The following is a 23,230-nucleotide window of genomic DNA, read 5'->3' as shown; positions in this document are numbered from 1 at the left end:
GGCGCCACGGGGCGAACTCCCCGGAGTCGTTGCCGGCGCTGCGAACCGCGCGCGTCTCGTTCCGTTTTTCTCCAGTGAGGTCAATACGATGGGACCACTGTCCTCCGTCCGCGTCATCGAAATGGCAGGCCTGGCCCCGGCGCCGTATGCCGGCATGATCCTGGCCGATTTCGGCGCCGACGTGATCCGCGTCGATCGCAGCCCCACCTCGGGCTCGCGTCCCGACCCTACGCGGGATTTCCTTGCCAGGGGCAAGCGCTCGATCGGGATCAACATGAAGGACCCGCGCGGAGTGGAGGCCCTGCTGGCGCTGGTCGAAGGCGCCGACGTGCTGCTCGAGCCGTTCCGGCCCGGCGTCATGGAGAAGCTGGGGGCCGGACCCGACGTCGCGCTCGCGCGCAATCCGCGCCTGGTCTACGCGCGGCTGACCGGCTGGGGGCAGAGCGGGCCGTACGCGTCGATGGCCGGCCACGACATCGACTACATCGCGATTTCCGGTGCGCTCAGCCTGCTCGGCCGCAAGGGGGAGAAGCCGCTCGCGCCGGTCAACCTGCTCGGCGATTTCGCGGGGGGCGGGATGCTGTGCGCGCTCGGCATCGTGCTCGCGCTTTTCGAACGCAACGTCTCCGGCAAGGGCCAGGTGGTCGATGCCGCGATGGTCGACGGCGCCGCGCACCTGAGCTCTTTCCTCTACGGATTCTTTCGTGCCGGCTTGTGGTCGAAGGAACGCGGCACGAACATGCTCGACAGCGGCGCGCCCTTTTACGACACGTACCGGACCGGCGACGGCGAATACATGGCGGTCGGAGCGATCGAACCCCAGTTCTACGCGAAGCTGCTCGAAGGCCTCGGCCTCGACGGCGACAGCCTTCCCCACCAGATGGATCGTTCGAAGTGGATCGAGATGCGCGAGCTGTTCGCGAAGACGTTCGCGAACAAGACGCGCGAGCAGTGGAGCGTGATCTTCGACGGCACCGACGCCTGCGTCGCGCCGGTGCTCGGGCTCGACGAAGCGGCAAGGCACCCGGCCAACGCCGCAAGGCAGGTGTTCGTCGACGGAGTCGGTGGCCACGCGATGCCGGCGCCGGCGCCGCGGCTGTCGCGCACGCCGGGACGCGCCGTTGCAAGTGCACCGATCAACGGCACCGATACCGATGCCGTACTGGCAGAAGCGGGAATGACACCCGAGCGCATCGCCGAGCTGCGCGGCGCGGGCGCGGTGGGATAGCCATGGTACGCATCGACATCCAGTACGAGGGGGGCCTTCGCTGTCACGCCGTGCACGGGCCGTCGGGACGGGATCTCGCGACCGACGCGCCGGTCGACAACCACGGTCGCGGCGAATCGTTCTCGCCGACCGATCTGGTGGCCACGGCGCTCGGCACCTGCATGGCGACGATCATGGGCATCGTCGCCGATCGCAACGGCTGGAACATCGACGGTACGACGATGACGATCGCCAAGGAGATGACGAGCGAGGGGCCCCGCCGCATACGCAGCCTCTCGGTCGACGTGCACGCACCGGGCGCCCTCGACGACGAAGCACGAAAGGCGCTGGAGCAGGCGGCCCACACCTGTCCGGTGCGGCTCAGCATCCTTCCGGCGATCGACGTGCCGGTGAGGTTCGAGTGGGCGTAACGGCTGGTGCCTGCGGTTGGTGCGGTTGGTGCCTGACCCCATTCGCCTGGTGCCTGACCCCATTCGCCAGTGCCTGACCCCATTCCGCTGGTGCCTGACCCCATTCCGCTGGTGCCTGACCCCATTCGCCTGGTGCCTGACCCCATTACACACAATGAACTAAAGGCCGAGGTCTTCCGGGGTGATGTTGGCGTAGGCGTTGATCACCAGGTCGGCGGTTTTGTAAGGGGCGCGGTCCATCGCCCGGTCGGGAATTGCCACGACCTGCATTCCGGCTGCGTGCGCGGCCGCCAGGCCGGCCGGCGCATCCTCGAATACCACGCAATCGGCGGGCGCGACTCCGAGCTCGGCGGCCGCGACCAGGAATACGTCCGGCGCCGGTTTGCCCTTTTTCACGCGCGGATCGTCGCCGACGACCACGGCATCGAACAGCGAGAACCACTCGCCATGCCGGCTCGTCTTGCTCTCGAACAGGTGCTTTTCACTGCTGGTGGCCACCGCGATCGGCACGCCGCGCGATGCGAGCGCGCGCGTCAGCGCCTCGGCGCCGGGAACTTCATCCGACAGCGGGAACAGCTCGTCCAGCCGCACCGCGCGCCGCGCGAGGTACTCCTCCGGCGAGATCGGCAGCGACAGGGTCTCGACGAGATATCGAGCCGACTCGAGCGAAGGGCGCCCGATCATGTGTTTCTTGACGGACCACTCGAAGCGCTTGCCGTACTGCCGGCAGATCTCGTCGGTGACTTCGGTGTAGAAGTGCTCGGTGTCCAGCAGCACTCCGTCGAGGTCGAAGATCACTCCTCGGGCGGGACGGGGAAGTTTCAATGCAGAATCCTCGTGGAAGCGGGAACCAGCCGGACGGGGTCCGGCACAATGGCAGCGCGCGTCCTAGGAGTCGACCGCGCGAGATGCGTCCATCCCGAGCCTTGCCTCGGCAGTCTTGAAGCGCAGGAACTCGGCCAGCCGACGTTCCCTGTCCTCGACGGTCGGGCATTCGAGAAGGCTCTGCTTCTCGAGCACGTCCAGCGGAAGGCTGGCTGCAAGGGCGTTCGTCATCGCGAGGAGATCGACTTTCTCGAACAGCTTCTCGACGGTGTCCTGCTCGCCGGACGCTGCCTGCACGAGCTCGCGCACGCACTCGTGCAGCTCGTCGCGCCAGCCTCGCACCTTGTCCATCGGCGGCGGACCTTCGTACAGGGCCTGGGCCTCGACGATGCGGTACGGCTCGGACGAATCGATTTCACGGCGAATGCGGAACTTGACGGTGCCGCGCAGGACGACGAGCGAACGGCCGTCGGCAAACGGCTTGTGCTCGACGATCGTGCCGGCGCAACCGACCGGGTAGACGCTCGGCGCCGGCGTCGCGTCGGGATCCTTGACGAGCACCATGCCGATCGTGCGGTCGCCGTCGAGCGCGTCGGCGAGCATCCGGCGGTAGCGCGGCTCGAAGATGTGCAGCGGCAGCAGCGTGTCCGGGAACAGCACGACCTCGCTCAGCGGGAAGATTCGGATTCTTTCGGGAAGAGGGATCAACGGCCGCGACCTGGCGGCCACGGTAGCAGCCCGGCCGCCTCGCTCCAATCCGGGGCCCAAAACGCGCCGCGCCGGACCCGTTACGACCGCCGCACGCGGGCTACGATCCCGCAAAGGGCGATGGTCTCGAAAAGGCCGCTTGCCTCTTCGGAGCCGAACGATTCGAAGCGCGCCGCAGCAGCCCCGAGCGCCTCGTCCACCGCCTCGCCTCGCGCGAGCGCCGCGATCACGTCGTGACCGGCGGCATCGATCTCGTGCACCCGCACTTCGGTGTCCTGCTTGAACATCAGCAGCCACTGGGGGCGCTCCAGCTCCACGTCCGGCGCTTCCTCGTCTTCGCGGTGAAGGAAGAGCCCGTGCACCGCCCGCTTCGACGCCAGCAGCCTCACCGAGGGACCGAGCTCGAAGCGCACGCCTGAAAGATCGCCGAGTGCGGCCAGTGCCGCCGCATCCATTCCGCAGTGGGCCGGCGAGTGGAACACGTCGTGGAACGTGCGCTCGAGGCGCGCGAGCTCGGGAAGAAACAACGCGTCGGCCGTCTCCGGCCTTCCTTCGAGGAAATCGCCGAAATCCCGGCCGTAGTCGGAAAGGTTGTACGACGACGAGCGGTGCGCGGCGATGTACGCGCGGCACAGTGCGTGGAAACCCTCGTCACCGAGGGCCCGCCAGATGGTCTGGTACGTCTCGCCGAGCTGCTCGGTGAGCCTCCAGAAATACCCGTCGCGATATACGGCGAGCGCACCGGCAGCATCCAGGGTGCCTCCGGGAACGACGCCGGCGAGCAGATCCTCGGCCCACGACGTTTCCGGAGCCGTCAGCGCCGAGGCCAGCGCCGACTGGACCGATGCCAGAGCGTGCGGCGCGCTCATGCCGGGACATTCCTTGCCGCGGAGTTCATGCCGCTGCATTCCTTGCCGCGGAGTTCATGCCGCTGCGTCCTTTGCCGCCGCGCCTGCGCGAGCGCGGCGCGCGACGGCATCGGCCGTTGCCGCCTCGGCCTCCAGCCTTTCGTAAGCAGGAATGTCGGCGTCCCATTCGATCAGCACCGGAACGCCGGGCATGCGCGCGATCGTGTGCTCGAACAGCGCCCAGACGTCGTCGCACACCGGCGCCGAGTGCGTGTCGAACAGGTGTGTGCCCATGTCGGTGTGGCCGGCGAGATGGATCTGCGCGACGCTCGCGGCCGGGATCGCATCCAGGTAACTGCGCGCGTCGAAACCGTGGTTGCGGGCGCTCACGTAGACGTTGTTGACGTCGAGCAGGACAGCGCAACCCGAGCGACGCGAGACTTCCGCAAGGAACTCTTCCTCGCGCATCGTCGACGCGGACCAAGTCAGATAGCTCGAGACGTTCTCGAGCACGATGCGGCGGCCGAGGGTTTCCTGCACGAACTCGACCTGCTGGACGATCCACGCCAGGGCTTCGGAGGTGAACGGCACGGGGAGCAGATCGTGCACGTTTCCTCCCGGCACTCCGGTCCAGCAAAGGTGATCGGAAACGAGAAACGGCTCGATCCTCTCGATCAGCGCGCCGAGGCGCTCGAGATAGCGCGTGCGCAGCGCGGCCAGCGCGTCGCGCCGCGCGCTGTCCGATGGATCGGGCCTGTAACCGATCGACAGCGAGACGCCGTGCAGCGCCACCGGATGGTCGAGGCGAACTGTTTCGAGAATCGACAGCGGCCGTCCGGCCGTGTCCATGTAGTTTTCCGAGATGGCCTCGAACCACGCGACCGTGGTTCGAGGCCTCTCGAGGAGATGCGGATAGTGCTCGGCGCGAAGACCGACGCCTACCGGATTCCCTGACGGCGGGATCACGTTCGGCTTACTTGTCGGTGAACTTGCCGCCCTTGGCATCGCAGTCGGCCTTGGTCGACTTGACCCAGCCCTGGCCCTTGCACGAGTTCTTGCCGGCGCAGCTGTTGGTGGCGGTGTTGCACGCTCCGGTTCCCTTGCACGAGTTCACGCCGTGGCACTGCCCGGTCTTGGCATCCTTCGGCGCATCCGCGGCCTTCTTCTCATCGGCCGAAGCCGCCGAGATCGTTGCCGCGAGCATCAGCCCTCCGAGAGCAGCCGTCATCAGGGTCCTGTTCCTCTTCGTCATTTCCGTCTCCTTCTGTTGCGGCTTCGGTATTCCGGAGCCGGCTGGGTTGCGGCTTCGGTATCCCGAAGCCGGCTGGATGGGCGCAGTCGCGAGGTCAGACGCCGGGCCGGGGCTCCGGTTACGCCGTTCTTACGAAAATCGCCGGCTTCACGGAAGAGCGGGAGCCGGGGCGGCATACGCGTGCGAGGCCCGGGCAGGCCAGCCCGCGGGCCGCCGGAGCCGGGCATCGCAACATCGCGATACGTCGGTACTGCGTGGACTTACGGTAGTTCAGCACGCCGGGCAGTCGAGTGCGGTGTCGATGCCCACGGCGGTCCTGAGAATGGCCAGGGCGTCACTGGCTCCCACCGCCCCGCTCGAATTGACGTCGCAGACGCAGAGGTTGCAGTTGGAAGCCCCCACGGCGGCCTTCAGCGCGAACAGCGCATCGCTTGCCGTCGGGGTGGTGCCGCCGCTGTTGGGGAACCCGCAGCGGCCACCGCTGGACGGAAGCGTCGTCGTGGTGGTGGTCGGCTCTTCGGTAGTCGTCGTGGTCGTGGGGGTCGGAAGCGTGCCGGGACAATCGACCCGGGTAACCACCACGGTCGGGGTCGGATCGACGTTGTTGTCGTCGCCGTCGCGGCCCGCGTTGCTCACCTGCACCGAGAACAGGCCGGGGTCCGGCGCACTCGAGTCATACAGGATCTCACATGCGGCGAGATCCACCGGAGCCGAGAAATGCGTCAGGCGGATCGTCGCGACCGACAGGTGACCCGCCTCGTCGTCGTGGAAGGCAGCAAAGGCGCGACCGTTGAGCGCGTTGACGCACAGCGGACGCGTCGTCGTCCCTTCGATGATGGAGTCCGAGTTGGCGTAATTGACGACGAAGTCGAGGTTGTTGACGTCCGTTCCCGAAGTCATCGAAACCGTGAACACGCACGACTTGTCCGGCGCCGCCACCGCAAGGTGGGGGGCCGGCAGCAGCCAGGCAATCGACAGTAATACTGCGAAACGGAACATCCACGATCCTCCTCGAGCGGGTGACTGTACCACGCACTTTGGGCGGTGGCATCCCGGTTTCTTCACCAGCCCGTACCCGAAAGGGACGGCCCACGAGGGCGGGGATTCAGTTCCGGCAGCGAAATCCGGCCAGTGAATCAGCCGCCGGCGGCGGCGCTGGCATCGTAGAACGCGCGGCGGTCCTTCAGCGGATCGCCCGGCGCGGGATGGAGCTGCTCGTCGAGCTCGGTGCGCAGCGACGAGACCGACGAGGAGTGCAGGCCGCTTCTCGTCTCGAGCTCGACGTGCGCAACGTCGAGCGACCGGAGGACCAGCCACGCGAGCGAGCTCCCGTGCAACCACGACGGAAGTCGTCCGACCTTGAAGCCGAAGCTCGCCTGGAAGTCGTTGAGGTAGAAACACAGCACCACGACGTCGGGATCGGGCGAAAGGCCGGTCTCTTCGAGGATCGCCAGCTCGTTGGCCATGTTGATCGCACCGACGGCGGAGTTGATCGTCTCGACAGGCCGGTCGGTCTGCCAGGATTTGTGCTCGACCTGCCGCGGAAACGTCTCGGGCTCCTGCAGGTAGTCCCCGCCGGTGATCGAAACCCCCTGCTTGCTCAGCGTTGCCGTCGATTGTGCGACCGCGAGCCAGCCTGCGCAGAACAGCGAATACGCAACGAGCATGGCAGAGACCGTTGCCGCCGCGACTCCCGCTTCTTCGTTGCGCTCGCGCAGCAGCGTCGGGATCGCGATCAACGCGAACGCGGCGAGCACACAGACGAACGGAATCGTCGGCGTGTACCACCGCGACGGCGTGAAGCGGCGGATCAGGATCCACGGCAAGCTCCAGATGCCGATTGCGGCCAGCAGCACGAGCGCCGTCCGCGGCCGCGCGCGCACGAGCAGCACTCCTCCCGCGATCGCCAGCAGCCAGAGCCCGCCGGGCATGTACGAAAGGATCGAGTCGGCAAGCGTCGCAAGGTTGTCGCGCACGAGATCGAACGAAGGCGTGCGCTGCACGTCGGCGTTGTTGACGCGCAGGTTCGTGCCGAGCGGGCTCATCATCAGCCCGCGGTAGCTCATCACGGGTCCGGCCGCGCAGGCGGCTGCATACGCGGCACGGCTCGCCCAGCCGTCACGGCAGGTCGCGAGCATCACGACCGGGAGCGCCGCGGCGGCGACCGCGGGCAGCTTGAACTGCACGGCGGCCACGCCGGTCACCAGCGAAAGCCCGGCCCACGCCCAGGATCGCTCGTCGATCGACTTCCACGCCGACAGGGTCGAGGCGAGCATCAGGACCGAGCAGGGAATAGAGGCGCTTTCGGGCTTCGCTTGCAGTTACGCTTGTCATTTCGAGTGCCTCCGAGACGTACGGCGCCGGAGCAACTCCTGGCCGGGCCTCAGCTGGGCCTGGCGAAGCGGGGGAACTCCAGTCCGTGCCGCAGGGAAGTGGACTTGACCGCGGCGAGCCCGCTCAAAGTGGCGCCATCATGCGCTGCTTACGCAGGCAGCAGTCCCGCGCGCACGCGAAGGAAAAACTGGGACCGACCAGGATTTCGGCTGAAAACCTGGTGTGTCCCGGTTTCTACGGCCGCCCTGCGGGCGGCCTGACATTTGCTTACTTACCGGGCTCAGTCCTGCTGATCCCCATGGCCATCCACGTCGCTCTCCACCATCGCACCAGCTACGGATACGACCGCCGGGTCCAGCTCGGTCCCCAGACCATCCGGCTGCGTCCGGCTCCCCACAGCCGAACCCGGATCCTCAGCTATTCGCTGAAGGTGTTGCCGGCCGCGCACTTCCTCAACTGGCAGCAGGATCCGCAGGCGAACTTTCTCGCGCGCGTCGTGCTGCCGGAGAGGACCGACGAGTTCGTCGTGGAAGTCGATCTCGTCGCCGAGATGTCGGTGCTCAACCCGTTCGACTTCTTTCTCGAACCGAGCGCCGAGCGCTTCCCGTTCTCGTATGACGCCGACCTCGCTCACGAGCTCGAGCCGTTCCAGCGCAAGCTCTCCAGGTCGAGGCTGTTCGACGACTATCTCGACAAGGCGCGCCAATCGCTTCTCCCCGGCGTGGACCGCGGCGGAGAAGCTCCGCGCACGATCGACTTCCTGGTCGGGCTCAACCGGCTCCTCTGCAGCGATATTCAGTATCTGATCCGCCTCGAGCACGGCGTACAGACGCCGGAAGAGACGCTTCAGAAGAGATCGGGTTCGTGTCGCGATTCGGCGTGGCTGCTCTGCCAGATGCTGCGCCATTTCGGGCTCGCGTCGCGCTTCGTCAGCGGCTACCTCGTGCAGCTCGTCGCCGACGTCAAGGCTCTCGACGGGCCCGCAGGCACTACGAAGGACTTCACCGATCTGCACGCGTGGTGCGAAGTCTATCTTCTCGGCGCCGGCTGGATCGGGCTCGACCCGACTTCGGGACTGCTCGCCGGCGAAGGACACATTCCGGTCGCGGCAACCGCCGATCCGCAAAGCGCCGCACCGATCAGCGGCATCGTCGAATCGTGCCGGTCCGAGTTTCATCACGAGATGACCGTGACGCGGATCTTCGAATCGCCGCGCGTCACCAAACCCTACACCGAAGAGCAGTGGGCCGAGCTCGACGCACTCGGCGCGGCCATCGACGAAGAGCTCACCAGCGCCGACGTGCGTCTGACGATGGGCGGCGAGCCGACTTTCGTGTCGATCGACGACATGGAAGGCGCACAGTGGAACACCGCGGCGCTCGGTCCCGACAAAACCAGGCTTGCGTGCCAGCTGATCAAGCGCATGAAGAAACACTTCGCGCCCGCCGGATTCCTGCATTACGGCCAGGGCAAATGGTATCCGGGCGAGTCGCTTCCACGGTGGGCGTACGCCTGCTACTGGCGCACCGACGGCGAGCCGATCTGGACGCACCCCGAACTCTTCGGCGATGCCGAGCGCGACTACGGCCACGGCAATGCCGACGCCGAACGTTTCCTGCACACACTGGCCACGCGTCTCGGCTGCGGCGACCAGTGGGTGATGCCCGCGTTCGAAGACACCTGGTATTATCTCTGGAAAGAGCAACGGCTACCCGGCAACGTCGATCCGTTCCACTCGAATCTGAAGAACGAAGAAGACCGGGTTCGCCTTGCGCGCATTTTCGAGACCGGTCTCGATGCCGTCGTCGGTTATCTCCTGCCGCTACGACGAGTGCCGCGCGGCGTGGAGCACGTCTGGAGCTCGAGCCCGTGGTTTCTCCGACCCGGACGCTGTTACCTTCTGCCCGGCGATTCGCCGATGGGCCTGCGCCTGCCGCTCGATTCGCAGCCCTGGGTCAGGCCCGGCGACTATCCGCATCTGGTCGAGCGTGATCCGGTCGACGCCAGGCCGCCGATCAAGGCTGCCGCTTCGCAGGACGCAAGCAGACGCATTCCCGTAAAGGATACCAAGTCCGGCGCGAAGAATCCCGCTGCGGAGAAACCGCCCGAGCGCGGCGAATCGGCCGACTGGATCGTTCGCACCGCACTGTGCGTCCAGGCGCGCGGCGGCCTGCTGCACGTATTCCTGCCGCCCGTCGAAACAGTCGAGGACTACCTCGACTGTCTGCGTGCGATCGAGGAGACGGCAGTCGAGCTCAACGTGCCGGTCATCCTCGAGGGCTATCCGCCGCCGCACGATCCGCGCCTGAGCGTGCTCAAGCTGACGCCGGATCCGGGAGTCATCGAGGTCAACGTGCATCCCGCGCGCTCGTGGCGAGAGATGGTCGACCTGACCGAATTCGTCTACGAAGAGGCTCGCCAGACGCGGCTCGCGACCGAGAAGTTCCTGCTCGACGGGCGCCACACCGGGACCGGCGGCGGTAACCACATCGTGCTCGGCGGCCCAACGCCGGCCGACTCGCCGATCCTGCGGCGCCCCGATCTGCTGCGCAGCCTCGTCTCGTACTGGCAGAACCATCCGTCACTGTCGTTCCTGTTCAGCAGCCTGTTCATCGGGCCCACGAGCCAGCACCCGCGCATCGATGAAGCCCGCAACGACTCGCTCTACGAGCTCGAGATCGCGTTCGACCAGATTCCCGAGACCACGCCGTGCCCGCCGTGGCTCGTCGATCGTTTGTTCCGCAACCTGCTGGTCGACTCGACCGGCAACACCCATCGCGCCGAATTCTGCATCGACAAGCTCTACGCGCCGGAGTCGGCGACCGGGCGGCTCGGCCTGCTCGAGATGCGCGCGTTCGAGATGCCGCCGCACGCGCGCATGAGCCTCGCACAGCAGCTTCTCCTGCGTACGCTCGTTGCCGCGTTCTGGAAGAAACCGTACAGGCAGAAGCTGGTTCGCTGGGGTAGCGCGATCCACGATCGTTGGATGCTTCCGCACTTCGTGTGGAACGACTTCCGCGACGTGATCGATGAGCTCGCGGCCGACGGTTATGCCGTGCGGCCCGAATGGTTTGCGCCGCATTTCGAGTTTCGCTTCCCGCAGATCGGCGATCTCGACGTCGCCGGCGTACACATGGAGATCCGCACGGCGCTCGAACCGTGGCACGTGCTCGGCGAGGAACCGGGAGGCGCAAGCACGTCCCGTTACGTCGACTCGTCGCTCGAACGGCTGCAGGTCAAGGTGCGCGGGCTGACGAGCTCTCGCCATGTGGTCACGGCCAACGGCTGGACGTTGCCGCTGCATCCGACTGGCACGCACGGCGAAGCGGTCTGCGGGTTGCGCTACCGGGCCTGGCAACCTCCGAATTGCCTGCATCCGACGATCAAAGTGCACGCACCGCTGGTGTTCGATCTGGTCGACAGCTGGAACAGGCGAAGCATCGCCGGCTGCACCTACCACGTCAGCCACCCCGGCGGCCGCAGCTACGACACGTTTCCGGTCAACGCGTACGAGGCCGAAAGTCGCCGCCTCTCGCGTTTCTTCCGTAATTCGCACACACCCGGGCAAATGACGCCGCGTGTCGGCGTGGCCAGCGGCGAAGCGCCGTTCACACTGGATCTTCGTGCGCCCGAGGGCTGCTGAGCACCGCGACCGTTCGCAACAAGCGCGCGATTCAGAAAAAGATGCGCACGATGCAAGCGACGAGCGCGCTGCTGGCCGACTATCGCCGCGAACAGGGCGTCTTCGATGAAGTGCTGGATGCGGCCGGAAACGTGCGTCCGCACTACGCCGGCCTGGTTGCCGAGCTCGACGATCTCGGTGCGGCCGAGCTCGGCCGGCGTGCGGAGGCCGGCCGCCGCATCAGCCACGAGCAGGGCGTCGCGTACAACGTGTACGGCGATCCGCGCGGTGCCGAGCGGGCCTGGGAGCTCGATCCGGTTCCGTTCCTGATTTCCTCCGCCGAATGGAGCGGGCTCAAGACGGCGCTCGTGCAGCGCGCGACGCTTCTCAATCGCATCCTCGCCGACTGCTACGGCTCGCAGCAGCTCCTGCGTTCGCGATGGCTGCCGCCGGCGCTGGTGTTCGCGCAGCCGGATTTCCTGCGACCGGTGCACGGCGTCGGTGTGCCGCGCGACGTGTTCCTGCATTTCTACGCCGCCGATCTCGCTCGCTCGCCCGACGGACAGTGGTGGGTCACCTCGGATCGCACGCAGGTCCCGACCGGCGCCGGTTACGCGCTCGCCAACCGCATGGTCACCTCGCGCATCCTGCCGGAGGCGTTTCGCAACTGCGGAGTGGAGCGCCTGGCCGGCTTCTTTCGCGAGATGCAGACCACGCTCGCCGAGCTCGCGCCGCGCGCCAACGAGAATCCCCGCGTCGTGCTGCTGACGCCCGGCCCGTACAACGATACGTACTTCGAACAGACGTGGCTCGCGCGCTACCTCGGCTACTCGCTCGTCGAAGGCCAGGACCTGACGGTGCGCGACGACCACGTCTATCTGAAAACGCTCGGCGGCCTCGAGCCGGTCGACGTCATCGTGCGCCGTGTGGACGACGACTACTGCGATCCGCTCGAGCTTCGCAATGAATCGGTTCTCGGCGTGCCCGGCCTCGTCGAAGCGCTGAGGGCCGGCAACGTCACCGTCGCCAACCCGCTCGGCAGCGGACTCGTGCAGAGCCCGGCTTTCATGGGATTCCTGCCTGGCCTCTGCCGTCATCTTCTCGGCGAGGATCTCGCGCTTCCTTCGGTCGCCACGTGGTGGTGCGGCCAGCGCGAGGCCGGCCAGTACGTGCTCGATCATCTGGACGAGGTGGTCGTCCAATCCACGTTCCGCTCGCAGCTCCGCGGCAGCGAAGTCGGCCGCGTCATGACCGGCGAGGAACGCGACGCGCTCCGGCAGCGCATCCTTTTCCAGCCGCACCTGTTCGTCGGACAGGAGCGCGTGCCCCTTGCGACTGCGCCGGCGTGGGACGGCGGCGGCGTGCAGCCAAAACCGGTCGCGCTGCGCGTATATCTGGTGGCGACACGCGACGGTTACGCGGTGATGCCGGGCGGTCTGGCCAGAGTGACGCCGGAAGTTGCGGGCAGGCTCGTCTCCACGCAACTGGGCAACTCGAGCAAGGACGCGTGGGTGATCAGCGACGCGCCGGTGCAGGCCGTGAGCCTGCTGCAGAGTGCGCGAGACGTCGAGCTGCGCCGCGTCGGCAACAACCTTCCGAGCCGGCTCGCCGACAATTACTACTGGCTGGGCCGCTACGGCGAACGCAGCGATGCCACCGCACGCCTGCTGCGCGCCGCGCTGCTTCGATTCACGCTCGAGGCCACGCGCGATGTCGGCCCGCTGCTCTCGCTCATCCATCCGGTGCTCGAAGCATTGATGGCGCAAGGCCAGCTGGCGGGGCTTCTCGAGAACCCGTCGCTTCTCGGCGATCCCGAAGCGCTCGAGACGGAGCTGCTCGCGGCGATCTTCGACGGCGAACGCAAGGGAAGCCTCTTGTCGCTGGCGGACCAGCTGCAGCGCCTCGTCATCCTCGTGCGCGATCGTTCGTCGAACGACCTGTGGCGCGCGCTGCGCACGCTCGACGACGGCCTGACTCCGGTCGTGGCCGGCAATGAGCCGATGCTCGCCGGCGATGCGGTGCGCGTGCTGAACCAGGTCATCCTCGGCGTCGCGTCGTTTCACGGCCTGGCCCGCGAGAACATGACGCGCGCTCAGGGGTGGCGTTTCCTGGACATCGGGGTGCGCATCGAACGGGCACTCTATCTGTGCTCGTTCCTTGCGAGCGCGCTGCGCAGTTCCGAAGCCGACAACCCGAGCGTGCTCGAGACGGTGCTAGAAGTTGCCGACAGCACCATCACGTACCGGTCGCGATACAACCTGCTGCCGAACATCGCTGCGGTCTACGACCTCGTGCTGCTCGACGACACCAATCCGCGATCACTCTTCTTCCAGCTGAGCTCGATCCTGCGCCATCTCGAGAAATTGCCTCGCGCGCGCGAGTCGGCGCTGCCGAGCCCGGCCGACCGCATCTTGATCGTGAGCCTGTCGAGGCTGCAGCTGCTGGATCCACGCCCGCTCTCGCGCATGACTGCGGCATGGCACGAGAGCGAGGTCGCGCAGGTCCTTCAAGAGATCCTGGCCGAGCTGCCGCGCTTTTCGGACCTTCTTGCCGCGAGCTACTTCGCACATTCGGAGATCTCGCACGCGGGATGGGCGTCGAGGCGCAGCGGAGACGGCGAAACGAAGGCGAGCCAGATCGCTTCGATGGCGAGGAACGAAGGGCGGACGCCCGGAGCGGTGCTGTGAATTATCGCATCACGCACCGCACCGTGTACGAGTACTCGGACCCCGTGACGGTTTCCCATCACGCCGCGCGTTTCACGCCCCGCATAACGCGCGGACAGACGTTCGAAGATTTCTCGATCCACATCGAGCCCGAGCCGACGCTGCGCAAGATGCGGCTCGACTACTTCGGCAACGGCGTCTGTTTCTTCAGCATCCAGTCGATTCATCAGCGGCTCGAAGTCACCGCCACCAGCGCCGTCGTGATGTCCGGGGGAACGGCGGTCTCGCCGTGGATGTCTCCGCCGTGGGAGAGCGTGGCCGCGATGTTCCGCGATCCGGTCTCGCCGGAAGTCGTCGAGCCGTTCCAGTTCGTCTTCGACTCGCCGATGCTCAGCTCGTCGCCGGAGCTTGCCGCGTACGCATTGCCGTCGTTCCCACCGGGCACGCCGCTGCTCGTCGCCGTGACCGATCTCACTCGACGCATCCACAGCGACTTCAAGTACGATCCGGTCGCGACGACCGTGGCCACGCCGCCGTCAGAAGTGCTCGCCGCGCGCCACGGCGTGTGCCAGGACTTCGCGCACGTCGCGATTGCGTGCCTGCGTTCGATCGGGCTCGCGACCAGGTACGTCAGCGGCTACCTGCGCACGTTTGCCGCGCCCGGACAGCCAAAGCTGATCGGCGCCGACGCGTCGCACGCGTGGTTCTCGGTGTTCAGCCCGGGGCTTGGCTGGGTGGACTTCGATCCGACCAACAACGTGATGCCGGCGCAGGATCACATCAGCGTCGCGTACGGCCGCGATTTCAGCGACGTCAGTCCGCTCAGCGGCATCATCACCGGCGGCGGAGAGCATACGGTGGAGGTTGCGGTCGACGTCGCCGGCGGCTGATCCTCGCTACTCGCTCGCGCGTCCGCGGAGGACGCCGGCCGTGTTGCGTCCGACGTGCTCGTTGAAAGTCGATTCGAAGCACGCGCCGCCGTGATCGATGGTCGCTTGGATTCGAAGCGGTAGCTCGATCGGCGAGTCAGGCAGGCTCTGATAAGGACCATCCCCGGTCTCCGGATTGACGCCGCCCGCGATATCGCCGCTCGATCCGATGAGAAGGACGGAGGATTGGTGATCGGTGCCTGTCGTGATCGCCACAGTCTCTGCCCCGCAACTCGTCCACATTGAGTCATCCGATTTGGTCCAACAGGGGTACCGCGGGTCGCCGAAATTGACCGGTGTCCAGTACCCTTCGAAGACCGGGCTCGAGTTGCCGTTGAAGATGCAGATCTGCAGCCCGCTCCGATCCAGGTCGTAGTCCGTCGAGAGGACGCCCAGACTGGCAGCGGACAGGCCCTGTCCGTCGTTCCAGCGCCAGGCGATCGTGTGAGACCACGAATGCCGCCGGAGACGAAGCGTGCTCTCGACAGGATGGAGCGAGCGCAGGCACCCGTCGCGAGGACCCGGTCTGCACAGTCCGGAAGAGTCTCGCGTCTGGCACGGCGGGCACTGTTCGGGAACGAAATCGCATTCGCCCGTGGCGCACCGATGACCTGTTTGCGAATAGGGCACGCCTGTCGTGCAGAAGGATCCGATACATTGCGAGAACACGGGGATGCACTGCTGAAAGCTTCCTATGCCGCTTCCGGCGAAGGAGCTTCCATCGGCTGTCACGATTCCCGTCCACGCCCCGACGTCGCATGTTGCGGAAGAGCTGTTCACGTTGGGGAATGTGTTCAGGAAGCCTCCGGGGGCCACGCCGGGCAGCACAGCCGACGACAGGTTCAGCGCACGTGTGCTCTGGTCGAATGTCCCCACCTCGGCGGTGAGCTCATCGAGTGGACGCCGGAAGCGGACGATGCCGTCGTGCTGCTCGACGTCACGAACATCGGAGAGCAGGTAGGCCGGCTGATCGTCCGGAGTATCGACGCGCCAGCGTCCTGTCAGGTCGATGCAGGAGGGCACTGCGCTTCCGCCGCCGCAAGTGCCGTTGTTGCAGGCTTCGCCCGTCGTGCAGTCCTGGCGATCGTCGCACGCCGAACCGTCCGCGAGCGGCGTGCAGACGCTCGGGCTGCCCGTGCACGAGAAGCACGGCTCGACGCGGCATTCGTGGTCACATCCGTCGCCGTCGTTGCTGTTTCCGTCATCACACTCACAGCGTGTCACGAGGAATCGGTGCCACGGATTGGCCGAAGGGCCGGCGTGTACGCTAACATAGCCATCGATGAGGTTCCCGGTAATCAGCTTCGCTTCTACGGTGATGCTATCGTGCAGGGAGTTAGGGTTCGGCACGACGCTCCCGTTCAGGGAACTGCCTGAGAACGTGGTATCGAGCGTGGTTCCCCAAGGAGGCGAGGTGGCGAACGGCGAGAGTGGAATCGTAACCGTGTCGCCGCTCTGCGTGAGATCGATGAGCTCGCCGGCGCCGCCGGAATCGAGGTGCCAGCGTCCCGAGAGATCGGTCGCGGACGCACGGCCGCACAACGCGAGCACCACGAGAACCCCTGCCAGCAAATGCCGATGGAATCGCTGCACCCGCTTCCTCACGAGCCGATATTGAGTGCCCGGCGCAGCCGAGTCAACGCACTCTCTTGCCGAACGGCGTCGCGGCTACCGGCTCGCCACCGTGCCTCCCGGGAATCTCATCCGCACACGCATCATTGACGCAGGGCGGGCCTTCATTCCGACGCAATCGATTGCGTCGATCTCGTATCTACTCAACGTTAGGCGCTGCCCAGCCCTCTCAGCATGCGACTCCTCCTCGCACTCAGAGCTCTCTTCTTCGTCCTGCTGCTACCCGGCACAGTGGCCGGCTGCATCCCATTCAGCATCCTCCGAGACGGAAACCTACTGCGCGTCCCGGACCTCGGGCTCGCCTCCGTCTGCGCCGCCGTCTTCGCCATCACCGGTGCCCTTGTCCTCCTCCGGTGCGTCTGGGACTTCTTCGACGAAGGCAAGGGCACTCTCGCCCCTATCGATCCCCCACGCTTCCTTGTTGTCCGAGGTCTGTATCGGTTCACCCGCAACCCGATGTACAATGGCGTCATCGCCCTCATCCTCGGGGAGGCGTGGCTCTTCCGGAGCATCGATGTGGCTGAGTACGCAGTTCTGGTCCTCATCCTCTTCCATCTATTCGTGGTTCTCTACGAGGAGCCTGCTCTCGAGTCACTGTTCGGGGAGTCGTATCGGGCCTACCGGCGTGCCGTTCCCCGCTGGGGCTTCACCACTCGGCCGTTTCAAGAGAGCACCGGGAGCACCGCCTGACATGCCGTTGCAGCTGACTGTCGCTCGCCCCGCGTGCGTGAGTACACGCAGCGGGGCTCGCGCCAGCAGCTGAACGCCGGTCGTCAGGCGTCCGGCGTTCGCGTCCCGGCTACGCCGCCGGGACGTTCAGGATGCCTGGACTCGCGGCTTCTCAATTGCACGGCGCGAATGCCGTACCTTCGTTCGTGAACTGCCTGGACGCAGAAGTTGAAGATGGCGGAGAGGGTGGGATTCGAACCCACGGTCCCTTCCGGGACACACGATTTCGAGTCGTGCTCCTTAAACCGGGCTCGGACACCTCTCCGGGAAGCGGCAATTACAGCCGCGACATGCCCCGTATGCAACTGCGCAGGAGGCCAGCATGCATGCCGCCGTGTGGGAACGCGTGGCGCCGGTTGCCTCGCGCCGTCGCCCGCCGCTTTTGCAGAGCCGGCGCCCGTCGTGAGACTGCCGGCCTGGAACGGTCAATTTCAGCGGCCGCGCCTGTCGCGAAAGAAGCTGCTCAGCAGCGCCGACGCCTCGGCCGCCAGAGGTCCCTCGCGTGATTCGAAGCGGTGATTGAGACGCAGGTCGCGGCCTACCTCGTACAGGGAGACGGCCGCTCCCGCTTTCGGGTCGCGGGTCGCGAACACGAGCCGCTCGATGCGCGCCTGCACGAGCGCACCCATGCACATCAGGCACGGCTCGAGCGTCACGTACAGCGTTCCACCGACACGATGGTCGCCGAAACCGGCGGCGGCGCTGCGCAGCGCGAGGATCTCGGCATGGGCACTCGGATCGCGATCGGCAATCGTGCGGTTTCCGGCGCGCGCGAGCACGAGCCCGTCGCGCACGAGCACGGCACCTATCGGAACCTCGCCGCGCGCACCGGCACGCTCGGCTTCTTCGAGCGCTTCGCGCATCCAGCGAAGGTCGGCGTCCGCGTCGGCGTCGTCACCGAGGCGACCGTGCTGTGCGTTGTCGCCGGTCACCTCGCGGCGGGCGGATTCTGACCGGAATTCTGCGGTCCCGGGCGCGGCGGCAGGACAGGATGCTGCAGGAGCGACGGCTTCGCAGGCGGCACGGCAGGTGCACCGCCCTCGTGCCTGGTGCCGTCTTCCACCGGCTTGCCGAACATGTTCGGCTGCATTCCGTTCTGGATGATGGGCGCGGCGCGGCGGGTGGTCGTGTTCGATGCGGGCAGGTGCGTGACCACCGTCGGAGCGGGAGCCGCAGCGGCCGGCGGCGTTTTGCCTGCGCCGGCTCCCGCCGCAGCAGATCCCTTCGCGTTCGGCTTGTTCTGCATCGCCCTGCCAGCGTTCTTCGGCGCCTTGCCCGCGGCCTCGGCGTGCGGCACGGGCGTATGGCCCGCCGACGGCATCGCGATTTCTTCGATCGTGCGAACCTGCGGGCTCGGCCACACGAGCGCAACGATCCCGACAAGAGTCGCGATGACCATCAGGATGTAGGCCCAGCTCCGGTACATCGACGGCTCGCGGGCAGGCTACGCAGCGGATGGCCGAATTGCAATGACGCCGCACGAGGCGACGCGCAGGGCGCGCGCCGCGGCTCGATGCGGATGGCATCGCGCCGAGGCGCCGTCTGCGGAGATTCCGACCGCGCTCAGGAGGTCGGACAGGTGAGCGTCACGGTCTGCTGGCCCACCGCCACGCGCAGCGTGCGCAGCGCGTCGGATGCCGTCACCTTGCCGCTGGCATCGTTGTCACAGACACGCGGGCTGCACGTGATCTGGCCCACTGCCGCCTTGAGCGTGAGCAGTGCGTCGCTCGACGTGATCGTTCCGCTGCCATTGACGTCGCCGCACTTGATCAGCACGCAGCCCACGCCGCAGTACTCGCCGGTGGTGAACGTCGAATTGCCGTCGTCGCACTGCTCGGGCGGATTGACGTTGCCGTCGCCGCAGAACCCGCAGCCCTGGACCGGAGTGCCCGTGCAGGTTCCGTTCGCGCAGATATCGCTGGTCGTGCACGAGTTGTTGTCGTTGCACGGCGAGGTGTTGTTGCTCGTTCCGCAGCCGGTCGCCGAGCAGAAGTCGTCGGTGCACGGGTTGCCGTCGTCGCACTTGGTGTTGTTCGGCACGTGCAGGCACTGGCCGTTTCCGGCGGCGCAGCTGTCGTCGGTGCAGTCGATGTTGTCGCTGCAGTTCTTGGCCGGGTGCTGGCAGGTGCCGCCGTTCAGGGCCGTATTGCAGACGTCCGCCGTACAGGCGTTCCCATCACTGCACAGCGGAACGGCGTTCGGGTGCGCCGGATCGTAGCCGGGCGTCTGCGCGATGCACTTCTCGTTCTGGCAGTCGCTGCTGCAACCGTCACCGCTGACCGTGTTGCCGTCGTCGCAGGTCTCGCCAAAATCGAGGGTGCCGTTGCCGCAAGTGGGGCAACCGGGCACGCCGGGCAGGCTCGGATCGACGATCTTGGTGGCTGCCGGAGAGACGGTCCCGCTGATGATCGGCGGCTTGGCGGCCGACCGGTAGATCAGCTTGTTCGCTCCGTTGGCGCCGGTGGTCACCGAGCTGCCCGCCAGCAGCTTCATGTTATCGAACGCGAGCTGCTTCAGCGTGTTGGTGCCGTTCAGGCAGTTGTTGTCGACGTTGCTGCCGCTCTGCAGCGTCAGGCGGCAGCCGTCGAGCTCGAGCTGTCCGCCGCCGCTGGTGGCGGCCACGGTGATCTCGCCGCCGAAGCTGATGTTCTTGCCTGCGCCGAGGAAGACGAGCCCGCCGATGCCGCCGTTGCCGGCGCTCGCATCGGCGAAGCCGCCGTAGGTGATGTCGCCGCTGTCGGTGGCCAGCGAGCAGACGCCGCCGCCGCCGTTGCCGCCGGTCACGTCGAAGGTGCCGGTGCTTCCGACGCTGAGCAGGCCCCCGCTCGTGATGTCGACGAATCCGCCGGTGCCCTGGATGCCGAGGGCCTTGGCCGTGATGTCACCGTTGAGCGTGAGCGTGCCGCCGATGTCGAACGTCACGTCGGAGCCGTAGCCGTCCGGCGTCGAGCCGTTGCCGATCAGGCGCGTGTTCGCGTTGAGCACGGCGTTGCGCACCGTCGAGAAGTCGATGCAGCCGCCGTCACCCGCGAAGTTGTCGACGTCGGTATGTCCGGTGCTCTCGATCGTCGTCTTGTTGGTCGGCGACGCGCCGTTGAGGACGATGTCGCGCCCGGCGTCGTAGCAGTGGTCGCCGCCGAATCCCGCGCCAGCAGCCGAGTTCGCGATGACGCTGCTGTTGATGACGATGTCGTTGCCGGCAGTGAAGTCGGGTGATCCGCCGTCGAAATCGCCTCCGATCACGTCGATTTCGGCACCGATCGTGATGTCGGTGGCGGAATCCAGCTCGACCGAGCCGCCCTGGGAGTCTCCGCCGGCGTTGGCGGTGACCTTGGCGGTGATCGAGATCGACCCGGAAGCCGCCTCTACGGTGAGGTCGCCGCCGTCGGACTCGATGTTGCTGCTGTTCAGGTTGACCGGCTTGGAAATCGACACCGAGTCGGCGGCGCGCAGCTCGATGTTGGCCGGGAAGTCGGAGTTGCCTGCGATCGGACCGTTCATCGTGAGCGAGGCGGAGCCGACCGAGCAGTCGCCGAAGAAGCAGTCGCTGGTGGCCGAGCAGGCCAGCGCGACCGCGGGACTGTGACACATGAGCTGGGCCGGGCAGGTGCCGAGCTGGCAGTCGGCGTTGGTCGAGCAGCGCACGAACGTCGCAGCGCCCGAGCACTTCTTCAGGATGGGGCTGCAGTTGCCGAGCTGGCAGTCCGAGTCCGCCGTGCACGTGCGCGACGACTTGAGTGAGCAGCGGCGCGAATCGCAGGCGCCGAGCTGGCAGTCGGCCTGGTCGACGCACGCTCGATTGTTCGGGTTCGGGTTCGGATTGGAGCATTGGCGGCGCGCCCTGATCTTGACGGTGCCGCTCTGGGTGCCGGACGCTCCGATGCCTGCTGCGTCGATCGCTGCAGCCGTCGTCGTCGCGAGAAAGGGGCCGCAGTCGATTTCGCCGCTGCCGATGCCGAAGTTGAACTGGCCGGCGCCGGTGACGTTGACGGTGCGGGTGCCGAAATCGAGCACGGCGCCGTCGGTGACGTCCATTTCGCTTGTCACGTTGCAGGGATTGGGGTTGCCCGGACAAACGTCGGCTGCCGTGGTGACCGAGGTGGCCGCCCATGCGTACGCCGCGAGGACCGAGGAGCACGCGACGGTCGCGGCCAACAGGAAAACTTTGCGAGGAAGTGCGCGGATCACTGGACTGCTCCCGGCTGGCCGCCGATACCGCTACGGCCGTTGCCCGTCGACTCGAGGCCGTTTACCTGGTGACCTGCGCCCGTTGCGACGACGCCCAGGCCGCCGTTCATCGACGAGTGCGACGACGACAGCACGTTGCCGCGGCCGCTGATCCTGGTGCCGTTGCGGCCGTTCTCGTTGGTTTCCGCCTGGATCTGTGCGCCCGAGGCGTGGACGGAAAGTCCGTCGCGGCTGTTGTTGTTGGCGACGACACCGTGGATCTGGATGTCGTGTCCGGACACCGTTGCACCGCCACGGCCGTTGTCCTGCGAGTGCACGTCTTCGATCTGGATGCCGCTGACGCGCACGTTCAGGCCATCGAAGCGGTTGTGGTGAACGTCGAGCCCGCGGATCGCGCGCAGCGCAGCGTGGCCCGACGCGCGGATGCCGATCGCGAAGTTGGCGATCTCGGCGCGAGTGTCGCCCGCGTCTCCGCCGATGATCGTCGAGCCGAGACGCCCGCCGCGAGCGACGAAGATCCCGGCGCCGTGGCCGTGGCCCGCCAGGCTCTGGCCGCCGAGATTGAGCGTGACGCCGTCCGAGCCGGGGGGAACCTGGATGATGAGGCCGTCATCGGTGCATGGCTCGACCGCGACAGGGTCGGTGGCCCAGATCACAGTGTCGGAAACGACGATGTCGCCGCACGAGCACGCCACGCGCTCGCCGCCGACGTCGTCGCCGCAATTGGCGGCCTGCGCTCGTCCCGGAAACCCGAGCGCGGCCAGGCACGCGGCAGCGATCACCGCAGCCCGCGCGAGAGGCGCGAGATCATTGAACGATGTGGGAAGACCCATCGTAAGCTCCTGGTGTCAAAGCAGGGGAATCCTGCCGGAAAACCCGCACGACCCGCGCCGCGCAAGCTCTCCCCTCGCCTCGCGCTTCATTGCCGCGAGGCACAAGCGCCCCGCGCTTCCTGACCGTGAAGCGCGGCGGCAACGCGCTTCCGTGAAGCGCGACGTGGAGGATAAGCACGAAAAAACGTGAAGTATAGTTGGCTTTTTCTGCGACTCACGAAAGCAGGACATCAAGCTTTCCACGTCGCTCGAGGGCGACGAGCTCGTCGCACCCCCCGATGAAGCGGTCGTCGATGAAGATCTGCGGAAAGGTCCAGTGTCCCGTTCGCTCACAGAGCCGCCTACGCTCCGCCTGATCGGCCGTCACGTCAATTTCGCGGTACGGGATTGCCTTGGAGTCGAGCAGGGCCTTGGCGCGGACACAGTACGGGCAGCCCCGAAGGACGTAGATCAGTACAACCGCCGCTTCGGATCGCTCACCCTTCGCCGCTTCGGATCGCTCACCCTTCGCCACTTCGGCTCGCTCAGCCTTCGCCACTTCGGCTAGCTCATCCCTTGCCGCCCGTCAGCTTGGTTTCGAGCTGATCCTTCTCGACCGTCAGCTCGCCGATGAGCTGGTTCAGCTTGGTGATCTCCATGTCCAGGCGGCGCAGCCGGTTGGTGTCGGTTTCTCCGGCCGATGCGCCGTATTTCGTCTGCCAGACGTGGATGACGACCACGGGGACGTTGTAACGGCGCGCAAGGTCGGCCGGCTGCATTCCCATCTTCGCGAGTTCGAGGATCTCGCGGATCTGGGTCTCGGAGTATTGGGTCCATCCCGACGCCGCCATGCTGACCTACCCTTGACGGGATTATGACGGGCCGTGCGATGGCGCAATGCTGCACGCACGGAAATATTGCCGGATTGCCGGAGCCTGCGCGCGCGGCCCTCGTAGCGACGACGGCCGGCTGCAACGCAAAGCACCAAAAAACCACGGAATTGGCCGCGCCGGCCCGTCGCGCAACCGGAGGAGGATTGGCGAAACG

Annotated in this window: 20 protein-coding genes and 1 tRNA gene; 6 read left to right on the top strand and 15 right to left on the bottom strand. The window is 66.6% G+C overall.

Going from position 1 to position 23,230, the window contains the following annotated elements; all coding sequences use genetic code 11:
- Nucleotides 1-88: 88 nt before the first annotated feature.
- Together VGK20_12105 and VGK20_12100 are read left to right on the top strand one after the other, a co-directional pair.
- On the top strand, nt 89-1,228 hold the full coding sequence (locus tag VGK20_12105) for a CaiB/BaiF CoA-transferase family protein (protein HEY2774780.1): 1,140 nt from the start codon (nt 89-91) through the stop codon (nt 1,226-1,228).
- 2 nt (nt 1,229-1,230) lie between these two features.
- On the top strand, nt 1,231-1,638 hold the full coding sequence (locus tag VGK20_12100) for an OsmC family protein (protein ID HEY2774779.1): 408 nt from the start codon (nt 1,231-1,233) through the stop codon (nt 1,636-1,638).
- 159 nt (nt 1,639-1,797) lie between these two features.
- Here VGK20_12100 and VGK20_12095 read toward each other — a convergent pair whose 3' ends face one another.
- From VGK20_12095 to VGK20_12065, 7 genes are all read right to left on the bottom strand, one after another.
- Nucleotides 1,798-2,463: an HAD-IA family hydrolase gene (locus VGK20_12095; GenBank protein ID HEY2774778.1), complete on the bottom strand. Its 666-nt coding sequence runs from the start codon at nt 2,461-2,463 to the stop codon at nt 1,798-1,800.
- A 63-nt stretch (nt 2,464-2,526) separates the two neighbouring features.
- Entirely contained in the window at nt 2,527-3,171 is a 645-nt protein-coding gene (locus VGK20_12090) for an LON peptidase substrate-binding domain-containing protein (GenBank protein HEY2774777.1), read from the bottom strand.
- 80 nt (nt 3,172-3,251) lie between these two features.
- Complete coding sequence (locus VGK20_12085; GenBank protein HEY2774776.1) at nt 3,252-4,040, bottom strand: DNA-binding domain-containing protein; 789 nt, start codon at nt 4,038-4,040, stop codon at nt 3,252-3,254.
- A gap of 54 nt (nt 4,041-4,094) precedes the next feature.
- Nucleotides 4,095-4,985, bottom strand: a complete 891-nt coding sequence (locus VGK20_12080; protein ID HEY2774775.1) for a DUF692 domain-containing protein — start codon at nt 4,983-4,985, stop codon at nt 4,095-4,097.
- Between the two features lie 7 nt (nt 4,986-4,992).
- The gene (locus VGK20_12075) at nt 4,993-5,271 is read right to left on the bottom strand and encodes a hypothetical protein (protein ID HEY2774774.1); all 279 of its coding nucleotides are present in this window, start codon (nt 5,269-5,271) and stop codon (nt 4,993-4,995) included.
- 270 nt (nt 5,272-5,541) lie between these two features.
- Entirely contained in the window at nt 5,542-6,270 is a 729-nt protein-coding gene (locus tag VGK20_12070) for a hypothetical protein (GenBank protein ID HEY2774773.1), read from the bottom strand.
- Nucleotides 6,271-6,407: 137 nt separating this feature from the next.
- Nucleotides 6,408-7,547, bottom strand: coding sequence for a hypothetical protein (locus VGK20_12065; protein HEY2774772.1), 1,140 nt, complete (start codon nt 7,545-7,547; stop codon nt 6,408-6,410).
- A gap of 356 nt (nt 7,548-7,903) precedes the next feature.
- On the opposite strand from VGK20_12065, the gene VGK20_12060 reads away from it, so the two are divergent.
- The 3 genes from VGK20_12060 to VGK20_12050 are packed head-to-tail and all read left to right on the top strand — an operon-like array spanning nt 7,904 to nt 14,783.
- Entirely contained in the window at nt 7,904-11,248 is a 3,345-nt protein-coding gene (locus VGK20_12060) for a transglutaminase family protein (GenBank protein ID HEY2774771.1), read from the top strand.
- A gap of 50 nt (nt 11,249-11,298) precedes the next feature.
- On the top strand, nt 11,299-13,914 hold the full coding sequence (locus tag VGK20_12055; protein HEY2774770.1) for a circularly permuted type 2 ATP-grasp protein: 2,616 nt from the start codon (nt 11,299-11,301) through the stop codon (nt 13,912-13,914).
- Nucleotides 13,911-14,783: a transglutaminase family protein gene (locus tag VGK20_12050; GenBank protein ID HEY2774769.1), complete on the top strand. Its 873-nt coding sequence runs from the start codon at nt 13,911-13,913 to the stop codon at nt 14,781-14,783. The genes VGK20_12055 and VGK20_12050 overlap by 4 nt, the downstream gene beginning before the upstream one ends.
- Before the next feature lie 6 nt (nt 14,784-14,789).
- On the opposite strand, the gene VGK20_12045 is transcribed toward VGK20_12050, so the two are convergent.
- Nucleotides 14,790-16,415: a hypothetical protein gene (locus VGK20_12045; GenBank protein ID HEY2774768.1), complete on the bottom strand. Its 1,626-nt coding sequence runs from the start codon at nt 16,413-16,415 to the stop codon at nt 14,790-14,792.
- A 213-nt stretch (nt 16,416-16,628) separates the two neighbouring features.
- Between VGK20_12045 and VGK20_12040 the strand changes: the two genes are divergently transcribed.
- Complete coding sequence (locus VGK20_12040; protein HEY2774767.1) at nt 16,629-17,144, top strand: isoprenylcysteine carboxylmethyltransferase family protein; 516 nt, start codon at nt 16,629-16,631, stop codon at nt 17,142-17,144.
- Nucleotides 17,145-17,358: 214 nt separating this feature from the next.
- Here VGK20_12040 and VGK20_12035 read toward each other — a convergent pair.
- The 7 genes from VGK20_12035 to VGK20_12005 form a co-directional block, all read right to left on the bottom strand.
- Nucleotides 17,359-17,448, bottom strand: a tRNA-Ser gene (locus VGK20_12035).
- 166 nt (nt 17,449-17,614) lie between these two features.
- Nucleotides 17,615-18,115, bottom strand: coding sequence for a tRNA adenosine(34) deaminase TadA (gene tadA / locus VGK20_12030; GenBank protein HEY2774766.1), 501 nt, complete (start codon nt 18,113-18,115; stop codon nt 17,615-17,617).
- The gene (locus VGK20_12025; protein HEY2774765.1) at nt 18,112-18,609 is read right to left on the bottom strand and encodes a hypothetical protein; all 498 of its coding nucleotides are present in this window, start codon (nt 18,607-18,609) and stop codon (nt 18,112-18,114) included. Before VGK20_12025 ends, tadA begins: the two co-directional genes overlap by 4 nt.
- 137 nt (nt 18,610-18,746) lie before the next feature.
- A complete protein-coding gene (locus tag VGK20_12020) occupies nt 18,747-21,338 on the bottom strand; it encodes a hypothetical protein (protein ID HEY2774764.1) in 2,592 nt (863 codons plus the stop codon).
- A 29-nt stretch (nt 21,339-21,367) separates the two neighbouring features.
- Nucleotides 21,368-22,204, bottom strand: coding sequence for a hypothetical protein (locus VGK20_12015; protein ID HEY2774763.1), 837 nt, complete (start codon nt 22,202-22,204; stop codon nt 21,368-21,370).
- 214 nt (nt 22,205-22,418) lie between these two features.
- Complete coding sequence (gene grxC / locus VGK20_12010; GenBank protein ID HEY2774762.1) at nt 22,419-22,658, bottom strand: glutaredoxin 3; 240 nt, start codon at nt 22,656-22,658, stop codon at nt 22,419-22,421.
- Nucleotides 22,659-22,752: 94 nt separating this feature from the next.
- A complete protein-coding gene (locus VGK20_12005) occupies nt 22,753-23,034 on the bottom strand; it encodes a transposase (protein ID HEY2774761.1) in 282 nt (93 codons plus the stop codon).
- Between the last annotated feature and the right edge of the window lie 196 nt (nt 23,035-23,230).

This window comes from Candidatus Binatia bacterium (assembly GCA_036493895.1).
GTDB lineage: Bacteria > Desulfobacterota > Binatia > UBA1149 > CAITLU01 > DATNBU01.
The sequence above is the reverse complement of the archived record's forward strand: the minus strand, read 5'-3'. Positions and strand labels throughout refer to the sequence as shown.

Bases quoted from the DNA above. Each gene is read 5' to 3' on its own strand.
- VGK20_12055 (HEY2774770.1), top strand. From the start codon at position 11,299: ATGCAAGCGACGAGCGCGCTGCTGGCCGACTATCGCCGCGAACAGGGC.
- VGK20_12005 (HEY2774761.1), bottom strand. From the start codon at position 23,034: ATGGCGGCGTCGGGATGGACCCAATACTCCGAGACCCAGATCCGCGAG.
- VGK20_12040 (HEY2774767.1), top strand. From the start codon at position 16,629: ATGCGACTCCTCCTCGCACTCAGAGCTCTCTTCTTCGTCCTGCTGCTA.
- VGK20_12015 (HEY2774763.1), bottom strand. From the start codon at position 22,204: ATGGGTCTTCCCACATCGTTCAATGATCTCGCGCCTCTCGCGCGGGCT.
- VGK20_12085 (HEY2774776.1), bottom strand. From the start codon at position 4,040: ATGAGCGCGCCGCACGCTCTGGCATCGGTCCAGTCGGCGCTGGCCTCG.
- VGK20_12065 (HEY2774772.1), bottom strand. From the start codon at position 7,547: ATGCTCGCCTCGACCCTGTCGGCGTGGAAGTCGATCGACGAGCGATCC.
- VGK20_12105 (HEY2774780.1), top strand. From the start codon at position 89: ATGGGACCACTGTCCTCCGTCCGCGTCATCGAAATGGCAGGCCTGGCC.
- VGK20_12075 (HEY2774774.1), bottom strand. From the start codon at position 5,271: ATGACGAAGAGGAACAGGACCCTGATGACGGCTGCTCTCGGAGGGCTG.
- VGK20_12070 (HEY2774773.1), bottom strand. From the start codon at position 6,270: ATGTTCCGTTTCGCAGTATTACTGTCGATTGCCTGGCTGCTGCCGGCC.
- VGK20_12100 (HEY2774779.1), top strand. From the start codon at position 1,231: ATGGTACGCATCGACATCCAGTACGAGGGGGGCCTTCGCTGTCACGCC.
- VGK20_12025 (HEY2774765.1), bottom strand. From the start codon at position 18,609: ATGTACCGGAGCTGGGCCTACATCCTGATGGTCATCGCGACTCTTGTC.
- VGK20_12060 (HEY2774771.1), top strand. From the start codon at position 7,904: ATGGCCATCCACGTCGCTCTCCACCATCGCACCAGCTACGGATACGAC.